This window comes from Bacillus sp. FSL K6-2861, assembly GCF_038630725.1.
GTDB lineage: Bacteria > Bacillota > Bacilli > Bacillales > Bacillaceae > Bacillus > Bacillus velezensis.
In genome coordinates, this window is record NZ_CP152037.1 from 1,411,040 (window position 1) to 1,426,557 (window position 15,518).

The window sequence follows — 15,518 nt, forward strand, 5'->3', positions numbered from 1 at the left end:
GTTGCCCGGCGAAACTGAAAGCCCCGGCAAAAAACCTTTTTCATAAGGAGGGAAATAAGATGAAATTACGTCAGCAAATGCCTGAATTGACAGGCGCTAAAGCATGGATTAACAGAGAAGTCACGAAGGAACAGCTGGTCGGCGGAAAGCCGGCACTGATTCACTTCTGGTCCGCCAGCTGCCGCATGTGTAAAGAAGCGATGCCTGAGATGAACGAATTTCGTGATAAATATAAAGATCAGCTGAATGTGGTGGCCGTTCACATGCCCCGTTCCGAAGACGATCTTGACCTTGAGAAAATCAAGGAAACAGCGGCTGAACACGATATCTCTCAGCCGATTTACGTCGACAGCGGTCTTACGCTGACTGAAGCATTTGAAAATGAATATGTGCCGGCTTATTACCTTTTCGATAAAACCGGACAGCTCCGCCATTTTCAAGCGGGAGGAAGCGGGATGAAAATGCTTGAAAAACGCGTCAGCCGAGTACTTTCAGAAACGGAGCAGGCTTCTGAGTAATCGGGACAATCTCCGTCGGACTATTGTCTCGGTTCTGCAAACCCTTTGCCGTTTAGGTAACAGGGTTTTTTTGTGCCTATTGGATAAAAAATTCCAATATGGCATGTGCGGCTTTAAAATAAGAGAAACAGCCGTAAACACGCTGTACCGCTTGTTTTATCGATATCATTATCTTTTACATATTATAGTCGAAAATTGTAGATATCACGCTAATTTTCATTAAACAAGTAATTTCAAGTTATATTTTGAAATGGTTGAATAAATTGGAACTTTGTCCAGAATCCCCTATATGATAAGGGATTTTTGTATATAAAGTACCATTTTCAGAAAATAAGCAATTTTTCATAGAGTAAATAAAATAGTAAAATGATAAAATAATAGTTGATAAAATTACTTTTGTAATCTAATATCTTAATAAAAGCGTTTAAATTTTTGACAGGGGGTTTTACACATGTTTAATGAAAGAGAAGCGCTGCGCTTACGTTTAGAACAATTGAACGAAGCAGAGGTAAAAGTCATTCGTGAATATCAAATAGAACGTGATAAAATATATGCAAAACTGAGAGAATTAGACAATACAGGCAGCCTGTCCGATACAAAAAAAGAGTTTCGTCCGGAGAAAAAAAGTGACTCTCTCCCGGTGCTTGCAGAGCTTGCAGCACAGGAAATGAGAAGCTATCAAAAGCCGCAGGCACAGCCTCAATCCTCCCAGCCGCAGATGCAGTCTATTACGTCTCTTCCTGCCGGCATTCCAGACGGTTCTACAAGAAGAAGAAGAGGAACGGCGAGACCGGGATCAAAAGCGGCAAAACTGCGCGAAGCAGCGATTAAAACATTGAAACGCCACAATGCAGCGATCAAAAGTTCCGAACTGCAAAAGGAAATTGAAAAGGAAAGCGGCCTTGAAATTCCTAATATGACAACATTTATGCAAAGCTTAATTAAAATGTATCCGGAAGTGAAAAAACCATACCGCGGCCAATATATTCTTGAGGGAGAAATTTCTCAGGAAACAGCAGAAACGGCAAATGATACGGCTGCTGAATAAAACAGTAAAAACTGCTTGCGTTACTCAAGCAGTTTTTTTGCGCTTTCCCGCTTATTCTGCGGAAGTGACGCATCTTTTCCAGGCTTTTTTTCAAGCTTGACGACATATTTTTGGAAAGGCTTTTCGCCGTCAGCACGTTCTTTCAACGCATCCAGTTTTTCATCAAACGACTGATCGCGGGACTCTGATTGTACAAATTGTTTTTGCAGGGAGATGACTTGTTCGGTAACGGCTTTAAGCAAGTCTTCTGCCTGAACAGTCTCTTTGGAAACAGAAGGGATTTCCAGAGCTTGTTCCGCCGGTTCCGCCGTGCGGCTGTCAATATCAGCAAAATGGCCGGCAATCCAAGCATCACTTTCGTCCAGCTGCCGTTTATACGAAAGAATGGTTTCTTGAAATAACTTTTCTTTCGTTTTTTCTATTTCTACAAGCCGTTCTTTTGTTTCTAGTATTCGATCTCTCATATGATTAATTTCTATTTTAATATGTTTAAGCTGGTATTCTTTTTCTATCATTTGTGTTTGGAGCCGGGTATTTTCGTCTGCAGCGGCATGATAACGCTGTTTCATATCTTCGTGAGATGTCCGTTCAGTTTGAATGGCGGTCTCAAGTGAGCGGATGCGGGTATGTAAGTTTTTATTTTCTTCTTCAAATTTTACATTTGTAAGATGCAGACGGTGCTTTTCTTCCATCTCATTTTTCCGCCGAAACGTTTCCTGCTGAAGCAGTTCTTGCAGAATGACGATTTTATCGAGCAGCCCGGCTCTGATTTCATGCAAAGAACGTTCCGTGTCACTTGTCTGTTTGTGTTTTTGAGCCATGGCTTCCAATTCGTCAGAAAGCTTGTGAAGCCGCTCTTTAATATTGGCGTTTTCCTCCTGAAGCTTATTATTTTTCTGATGGAAGTAGCTTGCTTCAAATTCTGAAATTAATTTTCTGCATCTGGAAAGTTCGGATTTCAAGTAAAGGTTCTCTTGAGAAGTGTCGTGGAAAAACGGACCGGATATTTTCATAAGAACCATCTCCCTCATGATGTTAACACTACAATATGGGAAAGGATCAACGGCTATTCCTCTTAATTAAACAGACAAGCACCGTAATATTGTATTACGGCTAAGGCGTTTGCTATGCTTTTATATAGAATGGGAGAGAGATGACATGAAACGGGTGAATGTAATATTAGCAGGGGGAGCTTCCCGAAGATTCGGAGAACCGAAAGCTTTTGCAAAGTGGAAGGGCGGCATGTTTTATGAACAGGCGAAAAAAGCCTTCGGCGGCGGAGAAACGGTAATTATCAGCCGCCCTGAGCATATAAAAAAGTTCTTATCAAACAGAGAGCGGCATGTTTTGGCCGATGAGCCGCGGTTTCGGGGAATGGGCCCGCTTGCCGGCATATATACGGCAATGAAACAAACGGAAGGCGAAACATATACGGTCATATCCTGTGACACGCCGCTCGTGACAAGAAAAACGATGGCTGCGCTTGAAATGAAGCTGACGGGAAATCTGGACGCTGTCATACCGGTTTGTAAAAACAGAGAGCAGCCCCTCTTGGCGGTTTACCATAAACGGGTGCAGGATGTGCTTTTTGATCAGCTGACACAAAACAAACTGAAAATGACAGACACGCTGAAACGGCTGTCTGTCTGTTATGTGCAGGCTGAAGACATCGGCGCCGGGCCGGAGGAGTTCGCTAATATCAACACACAGGACGATTACACCAGACTTTTGGCGCATGTCGAGTCTTCAAATCAAGACTGATCGGGAAGAAACATGGTATGATGGAAATAAAAATGCAAGGGGACAACACAGATGGAAGAGCGCTATTCGCGGCAGACAAGATTTAAGCCGATAGGGGAAAAAGGGCAGCAGGCGCTGGCTGACAGCAGTGTCCTGATTGTCGGAGCCGGAGCCCTCGGAACAGCAGCGGCAGAGGGTTTGGCAAGAGCCGGAGCGGGCCGTATGGCGATTATTGACCGGGATTATGTGGAATGGAGCAATTTACAAAGACAGCAGCTGTATACAGAAGAAGACGCGAGACAGCGCCTGCCGAAAGCAATGGCGGCCAAGGCGCGTCTTTTGGCGGTAAACAGTGATATACATATCGATGCTTACGCGGCGGAAGGTACGGCGGAAACGCTCGAACCGCTGATCGAACAAGCGGATTGCATCGTGGATGCGACAGATAATTTTGAAACGAGAATGGTCATCAATGATCTGGCGCTGAAAACGAAAACACCTTGGATTTACGGGGCCTGTGTCAGCAGTCAGGGAATGTGCCTGACGATTATTCCGGGGGTCACGCCGTGTTTATCCTGCCTGTTTGAGCAAATGCCCGTGGGCGGAGCGACATGTGATACAGCAGGTATCATACCTCCGGCGGTTCATATCGTCTCCGCTTATCAGCAGGCTGAGGCGCTGAAATTGCTGACAGGAAATCATGCGGCGGTAAATCGGCGCTTTTTCACGTTTGACGTGTGGAATAACACCAATATGAGCATAAATGTGGATCAGATCAAACGGGATCATTGCCCTTCCTGCGGCGCGGAGCCCGTATATCCGTATCTGCAGCCTGAAAACAGGCCGAAAGCAAGCGTGCTGTGCGGAAGAGACACCGTTCAAATCAGATCGGAAGCCTTAAAGAGGCTGGATAAAGAAGAGCTTGTCAAACGTCTGAAGCAGATCGGTAAAGTGGAAGCAAATGAATTTCTGCTGCACATGGCGTATGAGCGCTTCAGAATCGTTATTTTTCAGGACGGACGGGCTTTGATTCACGGTACAAACGATATAAAAGAAGCAAATTCAGTTCTGGCCAGGGTGATCGGACTGTAGGAAGGGGAGATATTGCTATGCTTGAAAAAAGAACGCCGATTCAGGTGGACGAAGCAGTCCGCCGGGTGAGCCGGTATAAAAAACAGGGGGATACCGAATGGGTGGCGCTTGAGGACAGTCTCCACCGCTATTTGGCGGAGGATGTTAAGGCGGATCATGATGTGCCGGCCTTTAACCGTTCCCCGTATGACGGGTTTGCCATCAGGGCGAGCGATTCAAAAACGGCTTCCCGTGACAATGCCGTCACCTTTGAAGTCATTGACCATATCGGAGCCGGCGCCGTATCGGAAAAAAAACTCGGCCCTTATGAAGCGGTCCGCATTATGACGGGGGCGCAGATTCCAAAAGGCGCGGATGCCGTAGTGATGCTTGAGCTGACAAAAACGTTTTCTGAAAACGGGACGAATTACATGTCAGTGAAACGCCCTTTCCATGCGGGCGATAATATTTCATATCAAGGAGAAGATGCGAAAAAGGGCAGCTCGCTATTAAAAAAAGGGACGAAAATCACGCCGGGCGTAACCGCTCTTTTAGCAACCTTCGGCTATGCTTCCGTTCCCGTGGTCAGAAAGCCGGTTGTCGGCATTATCGCAACGGGGACCGAGCTTCTTCATGTCAGCGATCTGCTTGAGCCGGGGAAAATCCGCAACAGCAACGCTGCGATGGTGTATGCCCAGGTCATTGAAGCGGGCGCGGTGCCGCTGAACTTAGGGAAAATCTCCGATGATTTTGATGACAGCTATGATGCGGTGAAGGAAGCTATGAAAAAAGTTGATTTTCTGATCACGACCGGCGGCGTGTCAGTCGGCGATTTTGATTTTCTTCCAGACATTTATAATAAGCTCGGAGCGGAAGTTCTTTTTAACAAAGTGGCAATGCGCCCGGGAAGCGTGACAACTGTCGCCCGGGCCGATGACATGCTGCTGTTCGGCCTTTCAGGCAATCCGTCCGCATGTTATGTCGGATTCACCCTGTTTGTCAAACCGATGATTCAGACGTGGCTTCTGAATGAAAAACCTCATTCCGGATGGGCGGAAGCCGTGTTAACAAACGACTTTCCGAAACCGAATCCGTTTATGAGATTTGTGAGGGCATTTGTTTATCATAAGGACGGAAAGATGATGGCGTCACCGGTCGGTCTCGACAAATCAAGCTCAGTCACATCTCTGGCCGAAGCAAACGCGTTTATCCTTCTGCCGGGAGGAACGAGGGGGTATGAAGCGGGCCGGACGGTTCACGCGCTCCTCATCCGTGATGAGAATGGAAGTGAATGGCCGTGGTCAATTCTTTCCCGATCGTCCAGATCGTAGGTTTTCAAAACAGCGGTAAAACAACGTTTATTGAACGTGTGCTGAAAGCGGCGCCGAAAGAGTGCGATATTGGATGTTTAAAACATCACGGACATGGCGGAGAACCGGAACCTTTTTCTGACGGAAAAGACTCGGAGCGTTTTTCAAAAGCCGGAGCCGCGGTTACGGCAGTAGAAGGGGACGGCGTCCTGCAGCTTACGGCGCGAAAAAAATGGGATCTGGCGGGTTTGATCAGTCTGTATGAATGTCTGGGAATTGACGGTCTTCTCATAGAGGGATTTAAACATGCGCCGCATCCGAAAATCATTATGATCAAAGACAGCGAAGATTGGCAAAAGCTGAAGCATTTGGAGCGCGTGATCGCGGTTGTCAGCAGAAATACGGAGCATATGCCGGCAGATGCAGGCATGCCCGTATTCCATGCGGACGATCCGGCTGCCATGATGTTTGTGCTTTCGCAGCTGAAAGGGGAATCTGCATAAATGGAACGTTTTCAAATTACAAGGGAACCTATCATTGCGGAAAATATCGTAAAAAAAGTTGAAAAGCGTGAAGCCGGCGCCATCACAACGTTTATCGGCACGGTCAGAGAGTGGACTGCCGGACGGCGGACGGTGCGTCTCGAATATGAAGCGTATGAACCGATGGCGGTTCAAATGCTTTCTCAAATCGGCAGTGAAATCAGCGCGAAATGGGAAGGAGCCGAAGCTGCAATCACTCACCGTGTCGGCGTCCTTGATATCGGAGAAGCCGCGGTCGTAATCGCCGTGTCTTCTCCGCACAGAAAGGCGGCATATGAGGCGAATGAATATGCAATTGAACGGATAAAACAGATTGTGCCGATATGGAAAAAAGAAATCTGGGAAGACGGAGAAGAATGGATAGGCGATCAGCTGGAAACAACGCCCTATCCGAACGGAAAACCGGATTTGCATAAAGGGGAATCGCGATGATTAAAGTATTATTGTTTGCCGGGCTTGCGGAGCAGGCGGGAACACCGGTCATTGAACTTGACGAAAAAGAGACGGCGGCGTCTGCTGTAAAAACGCTGCTAAAGGAACGGTACGGCCTTCAGACGATTGACAATGCCATGATCGCAATCAATGAAACATATGTAAAAGACAACAGCATCGTAACAGAAGGCGATACCATTGCCTTTATCCCTCCTGTAAGCGGAGGGTGAAAAAAGAGCCGGATGTGCATCATTGCCATCCGGCTTTTTTGTATATAGGCGCTGAATTCCAGAGAATATCTAAATGGGATTTAAAGGGATTTGCGATTGAGCTGGTTTTGACTGCATGAATAGGCTGAAGACAGTGCCTTCACAAGGCATTGAACCTCCCGTCATACCGGTCTGACAATGCTTTTTTTTACATAATTATGGAACGTAAAGCTGAGAATTTGTGTTACAATTTAGCATAAATACGCAAACGGCAAAAAAATTGAAACTTCTCTCAGCCTAAAGCGTACGAATAAACAGAATAATACATAGGAGGCATCAGCAATATGGAACCAAACCTGGAAAAAAGCAATACGGCAGTAACGGAAAAGCCGTCAATTTTCGGCGTCATTACAAGTCCTGTTGTGCAGTTTAAAAGATTAAAAGAAAAGCCGGTCATCGGCATTCCTCTCCTGATTGTCATCATTCTTATCGCGGCCGGCAGTATTTTGCGCGGGCTTGGGATGAATTATGAAGAAGTGCTGAACAGCTCATCTCTTGACGGTTTGACGGATGATCAGATTGAAATGACCAAAACCTTCGCTAAATTCGGCTCGATGTTCGGAGGAATCTTCGGGGGCATTATCGCTCTGTTTATCGTTCCGCTCATTTACTGGCTGTGCGTCAAAATTTCAGGCGGCGTGACAACTTACAAAAAAATGCTCTCACTCAGCCTGTTTACGGCATTTATTACCAATATCGGCTTAGTTATTAACGGTCTTGTCACTTATTTTACCGGTGCGGGCTCATTGTATGCCGTTACATCTTTGGCGAGTGTCATACCGGCCGGAGACGGCGTCGCGGTCTTTTTAAGCGCGTTCGACATTTTCAGCATCTGGAGCTATATTCTGCTCGCTTTGGGACTTCGCTATACAGGCGGCATTTCGAAAAAAGCGGCCTGGACTTCCGCGATTGTCCTGTTTGTTATTATGCTTTTAGTTTCGGCAGTCGGAGGACTGTTAAGTTCAGTGACAGCAGGTGTATAACATGAAAAAAATTTGGATCGGAATCGGCATCGCCGTAATTGTTGCAGTATTCATCGGTATCAATATTTATAAGTCTGCCGCTCCCGCGGGCGGCAGCGCCGGGAAAAAAATCGAAACCGGAACCATGGAAAACAGAGAAATCTCCTCTACGGTTATGGTTCCGGGAACACTTAAATTCTCTAAAGAACAGTATGTTTTTTATGAAGCGGATAAAGGAACTCTTGATAAAGTGAAAGTAAAAGAAGGCGACAAAGTAAAAAAAGGGTCGTCGTTAGTCACATATACAAATGAGCAGCTCAATCTTGATAAAGAACAAAATGAGTTGACAGAACAATCAAAACGGATGCAAATCGAACAAGTTGAAGAAAAACTCAGAGCATTAAACAGCAAGGAACAAGATCTGGCAAAACAAGTGGGAGAAGCGGAAGCCAAAAAACAAATTGAATCCGAACGGACTGATCTGCAGCTTCAGCAAAAAACGGCGGAAATCGAATTAAAGCAATCTGATTTGCAAAAGCAGTCTCTTGAAAATCAGGTGGCGAATCTCAATGTTAAGAGTGAGATGGACGGGACGGTAATCTCGGTAAATCAAGAAGCGGCTTCTAAAAAATCGGATATTCAAGAACCGGTTATACATATAGGAGACCCGGAACACCTGATCGTTGCCGGCAATTTGTCCGAATACGACACGCTGAAAGTGAAAAAGGGCCAAAGCGTTACAATTACCTCAGACGCCATTCCAGGTAAAACGTGGAAAGGGAGAGTGGCGGCTGTCGGCCTCGTTCCTGATCAAAAGTCAAGCGCTGCTTCGGGGGAAAGCACGGAACAAGCCGTCCAGTATCCGTTTCAGGTTAAGCTGATCGGAAACCTTCCGGAAGGCAAACCGGGATTTAAATTAATTATGAACATTGAAACCGACAAACGGAAAGCCGATACGCTGCCGTCCTCCGCAGTCAAAAAAGACGGAGATGAGCACTGGGTCTTTACGGTAAAAGACGGGAAGGCCAAACGCGTGAAAGTTAAAGTCGGCGATACCGCAAATCAGCTTACGGAGATAAAAGAGGGGCTTTCAAAGGATGATAAAGTCATTCTGAATCCGGCTGACGGTTTGACTGACGGAACGGATGTGAAAGCATAGATGATTCAGCTTTCAAAGGTGAAAAAAAGCTATCAGATCGGCAAGGAGACGTTTGATGTTCTCCGTTCAATCGACTTGACGATTGAAGAAGGAGAATATGTGTCAATTATGGGACCGTCGGGATCGGGAAAATCTACGATCATGAATATCATCGGCTGTCTGGACAGACCGACGTCCGGCAGTTACAGGCTTGCGGGCGAAGATGTTTCTTCATGCACCGAAAAAGAGCTTGCGGCGGTCCGGAACAAATCAATCGGATTTGTCTTTCAGCAGTTTCAGCTGCTGCCGCGATTGAATGCAAGAAAAAATGTCGAACTCCCCATGATCTACGCCGGTATCGGCAAAAAAGAGCGTGAGGAACGGGCTGAGCACGCGCTGGAAAAAGTCGGTTTGGCGGATCGGATGCGTCACATGCCGAATGAGCTGTCAGGCGGCCAGAAGCAGCGTGTCGCGATTGCAAGAGCCATCGTGAACGAACCGAAGCTCATTTTAGCTGATGAACCGACCGGCGCACTGGATACGAAAACAAGCATTTCCATTATGGAGCAGTTCACAGAGCTTAATGCAGAGGGCGTGACCGTGGTGCTCGTCACTCATGAGCCTGAAGTGGCGGACTGTACAAACAGAGTGATTTTCGTCCGTGACGGCATGATCGTTTCCCGCGATGCTGAGCAGAGGAGAGTGGGGGAATGAGCCTGTTAGAAAATCTCCGGATGGCCCTCAGTTCCGTAAGAGCTCACAAGCTGAGATCGATTCTGACAATGCTCGGAATCATTATCGGCGTCGGTTCAGTAATTGTTGTTGTGGCTGTCGGCCAGGGCGGAGAGCAAATGCTGAAGCAATCCATCAGCGGGCCGGGCAATACGATTGAATTGTTTTACATGCCCAGTGATGAAGAATTAACAGCCAATCCGAACGCCTTACAGGAAGCGAGTTTTACAGAAGAAGATATTAATGGATTAAAAGGAGTGGACGGCGTAAAGCAGGTTGTCGCTTCCGCGGTAAAATCCATGACGGCGCGTTACCATGAAGAAGACACGGATATTACGCTGAACGGCATTAACAGCGGCTACATGGACGTGAAAAAGCTGGACGTTCAAGATGGACGGACATTTACGGATCATGATTTTCTTTCAGGGAAAAGAGCGGGAATCATCTCGAAAAAAATGGCTGAAAAGCTGTTCGGGAAAACGTCTCCGCTCGGAAAAATCGTCTGGGCCGGCGGACAGCCCGTTGAAGTAATCGGCGTACTGAAAGAAGAGAGCGGCTTTTTATCGTTAGGACTCAGTGAAATGTATGTGCCGTTCAACATGCTGAAAACGTCTTTCGGTACTAACGACTACAGCAACGTTTCCGTTCAGACGGAGTCAGCTGATCAAATCAAATCAACAGGAAAAGAAGCGGCCCGTCTCTTAAATGACAATCACGGTACAAAAGAGGCCTATCAAGTCATGAATATGGAAGAAATAGCGGCGGGAATCGGCCAGGTCACGACCGTTATGACGACGATCATCGGTTCGATCGCCGGTATTTCTCTCGTTGTCGGCGGGATCGGGGTCATGAATATTATGCTCGTATCAGTGACGGAACGGACAAGAGAAATCGGCATCCGCAAATCGCTCGGTGCCACGAGAGGACAGATTCTGACACAATTCTTAATTGAATCTGTTGTGCTTACATTAATCGGCGGCTTAATCGGAATCTGTCTCGGCTACGGGGGAGCATCACTCGTTTCCCTTATCGCAGGCTGGCCGTCGCTCGTTTCCTGGCAGGTGGTTTGTATCGGTGTGCTGTTCAGTATGCTGATCGGTGTCATTTTCGGCATGCTGCCCGCCAACAAAGCATCTCGCTTAGATCCGATTGAAGCGTTACGGTATGAATAATCGGCGCCCCATGCAGTCTGCATGGGGTTTTTTGTGTTTTAATGATTGAATGAATATAATAGACTTTTTTCATTTATGATAAAAAGAAAATGTCATACAATTGTCCCCCTTTTTGTCGAATTTACCGTTTACAAACCCTATGTACATACGTTAATATGAACAAATGTGAAAGATTTTGATAGTTATTGAATGAATTTGAGTGATTTTAGTTGCTAGAAGTAAAAAAAGCGTTTACAATTATCTTGCAGCCGAAATGAATACGTTTCCAAAGGAGGCGGAATATGCTCACTCCTGAAAGGTATCAGCTGATTATTGATCAGATTGAAAAGCGTGATGTGGTGAAGATTCAAGAGCTGATAAGCATGACAAATGCTTCTGAATCAACGATCAGAAGAGATTTATCAACACTCGAAGAGCGCGGATTTTTAAAGCGCGTTCACGGCGGGGCGTCTAAACTTTCCAACAGCAGGCAAGAACCCGATATGCTTGAAAAATCCTCCAAAAACCTTCAGGATAAACTGAAGATCGCAGAAGAAGCGGCATCTTTATTAGAAGAAGGTGACTGTATTTATCTTGATGCGGGAACAACTACATTGCACATGATTGATTTTATAGATCCATCTAAGGACATTGTGGTTGTCACAAACGGAGTTATGCATATCGACGCTTTAATAAGGAAAGGGATTCCCTTTTATCTTCTCGGAGGATATGTGAAGCATAGAACAGGTGCGATGATCGGCGGCGCCTCATTAACGGCGGTCAGCCAGTACCGTTTTGACAAAAGCTTCCTCGGGGTGAACGGCGTGCACATTGAAGCCGGCTTTACAACACCCGATCCGGATGAGGCTCTTCTGAAGACAAAGGCTGTGAGCCAGGCGAAAAATGCGTATGTTTTAGCCGATCCTTCTAAATTCGGAGAGATTTCTTTCGCAGCGTTCGCCGCCTTGGGCGATGCCGCTATCATTACCACTGAAGCTGAAGAACTTGCATTCGATAATTACCAAGAAAAAACTGTCGTAAAGGTAGTGAAACCATGATTTACACTGTAACCCTCAATCCGTCTGTTGACTATATCGTTCACGTTGAAGATTTTGCCGTAGGCGGTTTAAACCGTTCCAGCTATGACACGAAGTATCCCGGCGGAAAAGGCATCAACGTTTCGAGATTACTGAAAAGACACCATGTGCCGTCAAAAGCATTGGGGTTTGTCGGCGGATTTACCGGAAATTATATCACGTCATTTTTGCAGCAGGAAGGTCTGGAAACGGCTTTTTCTGAGGTAGATGAAGACACGCGTATAAATGTAAAACTGAAAACGGGCGATGAAACGGAAATTAACGGACAGGGCCCGACGATTTCAGACGAAGTGTTCAATGCCTTTTTAGAACAGTTCTCCGCTCTGGAAGAGGGAGACATCGTCGTTTTAGCGGGAAGCATTCCTTCTTCCCTGCCGCATAACACGTATGAAAAAATTGCTGAGGCATGCAGAAAGCAGAATGCCCGGGTAGTGGTAGACATCTCCGGTGAAGCGCTGATGAAAGCGACAGAAATGAAACCGTTTTTGATGAAGCCGAATCATCATGAGCTTGGGGAAATGTTCAATACGGTCATTGATTCAGCCGAAGCTGCCGTTCCTTACGGTAAAAAATTGATTGAACAAGGCGCTGAACATGCGATTGTTTCGATGGCTGGCGACGGTGCGCTTTTATTTACGAAAGAGGCGGTTTTCCTCGCCAATGTTCCTAAAGGAAAGCTTGTCAATTCGGTAGGCGCGGGTGATTCCGTCGTCGCGGGATTCCTTGCGGGAATTTCAAAACAGCTGCCTTTGGAAGATGCGTTCCGTTTAGGAGTTGCTTCCGGAAGCGCGACGGCATTTTCTGAAGAACTCGGAACTGAAGAGTTTGTACAGCAGCTTCTTCCTGAAGTTAAAGTCACACGTCTATAGAGGAGGAAAGAAAAGTGAAGATAACTGAGCTGTTAACAAGAGATACAATTCATCTCAATATAGAAAGCAAAGAGAAAGAAAACGTTATCGATGAAATGGTGACAGTGCTTGACAAAGCCGGCAGATTAAATGACAGAGAGGCTTACAAAGCAGCCATTTTAAATCGTGAAAGCCAAAGCTCGACGGGAATCGGCGAAGGCATTGCCATTCCTCATGCGAAGACGGCGAGCGTCATTAACCCGGCCATCGCATTCGGCCGTTCAAAAGATGGTGTGGATTATGAATCATTAGACGGTCAGCCGGCACACCTGGTCTTTATGATTGCGGCAACCGAAGGAGCGAATAATACGCACCTTGAGGCATTATCAAGACTTTCAACGCTTCTCATGCGTGAGGAAATCCGCAAACAGCTTCTTGAAGCTGAATCAGAAGATGCGATCATTGACATCATCAATCAGCATGACAAAGATGACGATGAGGAAGAAGAAGAGCAGGAAGAACAGGCAGCGCCGTCAGGAAAAGGCAAAATCCTTGCCGTTACGGCATGTCCGACAGGTATCGCCCATACGTTCATGGCAGCTGACGCACTGAAGGAAAAAGCGAAAGAGCTCGGCGTTGACATTAAAGTCGAGACAAACGGTTCAAGCGGTATCAAACATAAGCTGACGGCTCAAGAAATTGAAGATGCGCCTGCGATCATCGTGGCGGCTGATAAACAGGTTGAAATGGAACGCTTTAAAGGCAAACATGTTCTTCAAGTGCCTGTAACGGCCGGTATCAGACGTCCTCAGGAACTGATTGAAAAAGCCGTTAACCAAGATGCGCCGATTTACGAGGGCAGCGGCGGAGGATCTTCCGCTTCAAATGAAGACGGCCCGAAACAGAAATCAGGCACAAGTATCGGAAGTACTTTCTATAAACACTTAATGAGCGGTGTCAGCAACATGCTGCCATTTGTCGTCGGCGGCGGAATTCTCGTTGCGATTTCATTCTTCTGGGGAATTCATTCAGCTGATCCGAAAGACCCGACATACAACACGTTTGCCGCAGCGCTGAACTTTATCGGCGGCGATAATGCGTTAAAGCTGATTGTTGCAGTTCTTGCCGGATTCATCGCAATGAGTATTGCGGACCGTCCGGGATTTGCGCCGGGTATGGTCGGCGGATTTATGGCTACGCAGGCGAATGCCGGATTCTTGGGCGGACTGATTGCCGGATTCTTAGCCGGTTATGTCGTAGTCCTTTTGAAAAAGCTGTTTGTCTTTATTCCTCAGACTCTTGACGGATTAAAACCTGTATTGATTTATCCGCTGCTCGGTATTTTTATCACAGGAGTTCTGATGCAATTTGTCATAAACACACCTGTCGCAGCGTTCATGAATTTCTTAACAAATTGGCTTGAAAGCCTTGGAACTGGAAACCTTGTTTTAATGGGTATTATTTTAGGCGGTATGATGGCTATCGACATGGGCGGCCCGCTTAATAAAGCGGCGTTCACTTTCGGAATTGCGATGATCGATGCCGGAAACTATGCACCGCATGCGGCCATCATGGCGGGCGGAATGGCTCCGCCGCTTGGAATCGCACTGGCGACTACATTCTTTAAACACAAATTCTCTAAACGTGACCGTGAAGCCGGTATTACGTGCTACTTCATGGGAGCAGCTTTCGTTACAGAAGGCGCCATCCCGTTTGCAGCGGCTGATCCGCTTCGCGTCATCCCTGCAGCCGTTGTCGGTTCTGCGGTAGCGGGCGGGTTGACAGAGTTTTTCCGGGTAACGCTTCCTGCACCGCACGGAGGAATATTCGTTGCATTCATTACGAACCATCCGCTGCTTTACTTAATGAGCATCGTGATCGGAGCGATTGTAACGGCGGTTATCTTGGGAATCGTCAAAAAACCGGTTGCAGAGAAATAAACAAAAAGCGTCCTTTACGGGCGCTTTTTTCAATCATGTACGCATAGAAGCGTTATGTATTTTATGATGAGTTATGATAAAGTAAAGATGGTACATGAACTGAAACAGTGATCGTCTAGGAGGAACCACGTTGACTGAAGAACAAAAACCTACTTCTGAAAAATCGGTAAAAAGAAAATCCAACACATATTGGGAATGGGGAAAGGCCATCATTATAGCGGTTGCACTTGCGCTGTTAATCCGCCATTTCCTGTTTGAACCGTACTTAGTGGAAGGATCATCAATGTACCCGACATTACATGACGGTGAAAGGCTGTTTGTCAACAAAAGCGTCAATTATATCGGAGAAATCGAGCGGGGAGACATCGTCATTATTAACGGCGACACATCGAAAGTCCATTATGTAAAGCGGCTCATCGGAAAACCTGGAGAAACGGTGGAAATGAAAAATGACACGCTTTATATAAACGGCAAAAAAATCGCAGAACCGTACCTCGCGAGCAATAAAAAAGAAGCGAAAAAACTGGGAGTCAACCTGACGGGAGATTTCGGCCCCGTAAAGGTTCCGAAAGGCAAATACTTCGTCATGGGCGACAATCGGCTGAACTCAATGGACAGCCGGAACGGACTCGGTTTAATTGCCGAAAACCGGATCGTCGGCACCTCGAAGTTTGTGTTCTTCCCGTTTCATGATATGCGTCAGACAAAATAAAAACGCCG

General features: G+C 46.5%; 17 protein-coding genes. 16 read left to right on the top strand and 1 reads right to left on the bottom strand.

Annotated features, from left to right (window positions below):
- The first annotated feature begins 59 nt into the window (after positions 1-59).
- Positions 60-518: a TlpA disulfide reductase family protein gene (locus NYE62_RS07215; RefSeq protein WP_144664192.1), complete on the top strand. Its 459-nt coding sequence runs from the start codon at positions 60-62 to the stop codon at positions 516-518.
- A gap of 451 nt (positions 519-969) precedes the next feature.
- Positions 970-1,566: a transcriptional regulator Rok gene (gene rok, locus NYE62_RS07220; protein WP_012117447.1), complete on the top strand. Its 597-nt coding sequence runs from the start codon at positions 970-972 to the stop codon at positions 1,564-1,566.
- 20 nt (positions 1,567-1,586) lie between these two features.
- Here rok and NYE62_RS07225 read toward each other — a convergent pair whose 3' ends face one another.
- Positions 1,587-2,579 carry a hypothetical protein gene (locus tag NYE62_RS07225; RefSeq protein WP_007409627.1) on the bottom strand — a complete coding sequence of 331 codons (993 nt, stop codon included), beginning with the start codon at positions 2,577-2,579 and terminating at the stop codon, positions 1,587-1,589.
- Positions 2,580-2,724: 145 nt separating this feature from the next.
- On the opposite strand from NYE62_RS07225, the gene NYE62_RS07230 reads away from it, so the two are divergent.
- The 14 genes from NYE62_RS07230 (at position 2,725) to lepB (ending at position 15,510) form a co-directional block, all read left to right on the top strand.
- The gene (locus NYE62_RS07230; RefSeq protein WP_039251605.1) at positions 2,725-3,327 is read left to right on the top strand and encodes a molybdenum cofactor guanylyltransferase; all 603 of its coding nucleotides are present in this window, start codon (positions 2,725-2,727) and stop codon (positions 3,325-3,327) included.
- Positions 3,328-3,378: 51 nt separating this feature from the next.
- Complete coding sequence (locus tag NYE62_RS07235; RefSeq protein WP_039062999.1) at positions 3,379-4,398, top strand: molybdopterin-synthase adenylyltransferase MoeB; 1,020 nt, start codon at positions 3,379-3,381, stop codon at positions 4,396-4,398.
- A gap of 17 nt (positions 4,399-4,415) precedes the next feature.
- Entirely contained in the window at positions 4,416-5,708 is a 1,293-nt protein-coding gene (gene glp, locus NYE62_RS07240) for a gephyrin-like molybdotransferase Glp (RefSeq protein WP_342497327.1), read from the top strand.
- Positions 5,669-6,190: a molybdopterin-guanine dinucleotide biosynthesis protein B gene (gene mobB / locus NYE62_RS07245; protein WP_007409631.1), complete on the top strand. Its 522-nt coding sequence runs from the start codon at positions 5,669-5,671 to the stop codon at positions 6,188-6,190. The genes glp and mobB overlap by 40 nt, the downstream gene beginning before the upstream one ends.
- Positions 6,191-6,661 (top strand): molybdenum cofactor biosynthesis protein MoaE, encoded by a 471-nt coding sequence (locus tag NYE62_RS07250; protein ID WP_025284663.1) that lies wholly within the window; start codon positions 6,191-6,193, stop codon positions 6,659-6,661.
- Positions 6,658-6,891 carry a molybdopterin converting factor subunit 1 gene (gene moaD, locus NYE62_RS07255; RefSeq protein WP_007409633.1) on the top strand — a complete coding sequence of 78 codons (234 nt, stop codon included), beginning with the start codon at positions 6,658-6,660 and terminating at the stop codon, positions 6,889-6,891. Before NYE62_RS07250 ends, moaD begins: the two co-directional genes overlap by 4 nt.
- A 323-nt stretch (positions 6,892-7,214) precedes the next feature.
- Complete coding sequence (locus NYE62_RS07260; RefSeq protein ID WP_015417378.1) at positions 7,215-7,913, top strand: Yip1 family protein; 699 nt, start codon at positions 7,215-7,217, stop codon at positions 7,911-7,913.
- A 1-nt stretch (position 7,914) separates the two neighbouring features.
- Positions 7,915-9,051 carry an efflux RND transporter periplasmic adaptor subunit gene (locus NYE62_RS07265; RefSeq protein ID WP_012117453.1) on the top strand — a complete coding sequence of 379 codons (1,137 nt, stop codon included), beginning with the start codon at positions 7,915-7,917 and terminating at the stop codon, positions 9,049-9,051.
- Positions 9,052-9,744: an ABC transporter ATP-binding protein gene (locus tag NYE62_RS07270; RefSeq protein ID WP_007409637.1), complete on the top strand. Its 693-nt coding sequence runs from the start codon at positions 9,052-9,054 to the stop codon at positions 9,742-9,744. It begins immediately after the preceding gene.
- Positions 9,741-10,934: an ABC transporter permease gene (locus tag NYE62_RS07275; protein WP_106080305.1), complete on the top strand. Its 1,194-nt coding sequence runs from the start codon at positions 9,741-9,743 to the stop codon at positions 10,932-10,934. The genes NYE62_RS07270 and NYE62_RS07275 overlap by 4 nt, the downstream gene beginning before the upstream one ends.
- A 281-nt stretch (positions 10,935-11,215) precedes the next feature.
- Positions 11,216-11,971 (top strand): DeoR/GlpR family DNA-binding transcription regulator, encoded by a 756-nt coding sequence (locus tag NYE62_RS07280; RefSeq protein WP_094032404.1) that lies wholly within the window; start codon positions 11,216-11,218, stop codon positions 11,969-11,971.
- The gene (gene pfkB, locus NYE62_RS07285; protein WP_003154572.1) at positions 11,968-12,879 is read left to right on the top strand and encodes a 1-phosphofructokinase; all 912 of its coding nucleotides are present in this window, start codon (positions 11,968-11,970) and stop codon (positions 12,877-12,879) included. The genes NYE62_RS07280 and pfkB overlap by 4 nt, the downstream gene beginning before the upstream one ends.
- Before the next feature lie 14 nt (positions 12,880-12,893).
- Entirely contained in the window at positions 12,894-14,798 is a 1,905-nt protein-coding gene (locus NYE62_RS07290) for a PTS fructose transporter subunit IIABC (RefSeq protein WP_025284667.1), read from the top strand.
- A gap of 130 nt (positions 14,799-14,928) precedes the next feature.
- Positions 14,929-15,510: a signal peptidase I gene (gene lepB, locus NYE62_RS07295; protein ID WP_003154568.1), complete on the top strand. Its 582-nt coding sequence runs from the start codon at positions 14,929-14,931 to the stop codon at positions 15,508-15,510.
- The last annotated feature ends 8 nt before the right edge of the window (positions 15,511-15,518 follow it).

Excerpts from the sequence above, each read along its gene's own strand:
- NYE62_RS07260 (WP_015417378.1), top strand. The coding sequence starts at position 7,215 with ATGGAACCAAACCTGGAAAAAAGCAATACGGCAGTAACGGAAAAGCCG.
- NYE62_RS07215 (WP_144664192.1), top strand. The coding sequence starts at position 60 with ATGAAATTACGTCAGCAAATGCCTGAATTGACAGGCGCTAAAGCATGG.
- NYE62_RS07250 (WP_025284663.1), top strand. The coding sequence starts at position 6,191 with ATGGAACGTTTTCAAATTACAAGGGAACCTATCATTGCGGAAAATATC.
- pfkB (WP_003154572.1), top strand. The coding sequence starts at position 11,968 with ATGATTTACACTGTAACCCTCAATCCGTCTGTTGACTATATCGTTCAC.
- NYE62_RS07230 (WP_039251605.1), top strand. The coding sequence starts at position 2,725 with ATGAAACGGGTGAATGTAATATTAGCAGGGGGAGCTTCCCGAAGATTC.
- NYE62_RS07275 (WP_106080305.1), top strand. The coding sequence starts at position 9,741 with ATGAGCCTGTTAGAAAATCTCCGGATGGCCCTCAGTTCCGTAAGAGCT.
- NYE62_RS07225 (WP_007409627.1), bottom strand. The coding sequence starts at position 2,579 with ATGAAAATATCCGGTCCGTTTTTCCACGACACTTCTCAAGAGAACCTT.
- NYE62_RS07270 (WP_007409637.1), top strand. The coding sequence starts at position 9,052 with ATGATTCAGCTTTCAAAGGTGAAAAAAAGCTATCAGATCGGCAAGGAG.
- mobB (WP_007409631.1), top strand. The coding sequence starts at position 5,669 with ATGGCCGTGGTCAATTCTTTCCCGATCGTCCAGATCGTAGGTTTTCAA.
- glp (WP_342497327.1), top strand. The coding sequence starts at position 4,416 with ATGCTTGAAAAAAGAACGCCGATTCAGGTGGACGAAGCAGTCCGCCGG.
- NYE62_RS07235 (WP_039062999.1), top strand. The coding sequence starts at position 3,379 with ATGGAAGAGCGCTATTCGCGGCAGACAAGATTTAAGCCGATAGGGGAA.
- rok (WP_012117447.1), top strand. The coding sequence starts at position 970 with ATGTTTAATGAAAGAGAAGCGCTGCGCTTACGTTTAGAACAATTGAAC.
- NYE62_RS07280 (WP_094032404.1), top strand. The coding sequence starts at position 11,216 with ATGCTCACTCCTGAAAGGTATCAGCTGATTATTGATCAGATTGAAAAG.
- moaD (WP_007409633.1), top strand. The coding sequence starts at position 6,658 with ATGATTAAAGTATTATTGTTTGCCGGGCTTGCGGAGCAGGCGGGAACA.
- NYE62_RS07265 (WP_012117453.1), top strand. The coding sequence starts at position 7,915 with ATGAAAAAAATTTGGATCGGAATCGGCATCGCCGTAATTGTTGCAGTA.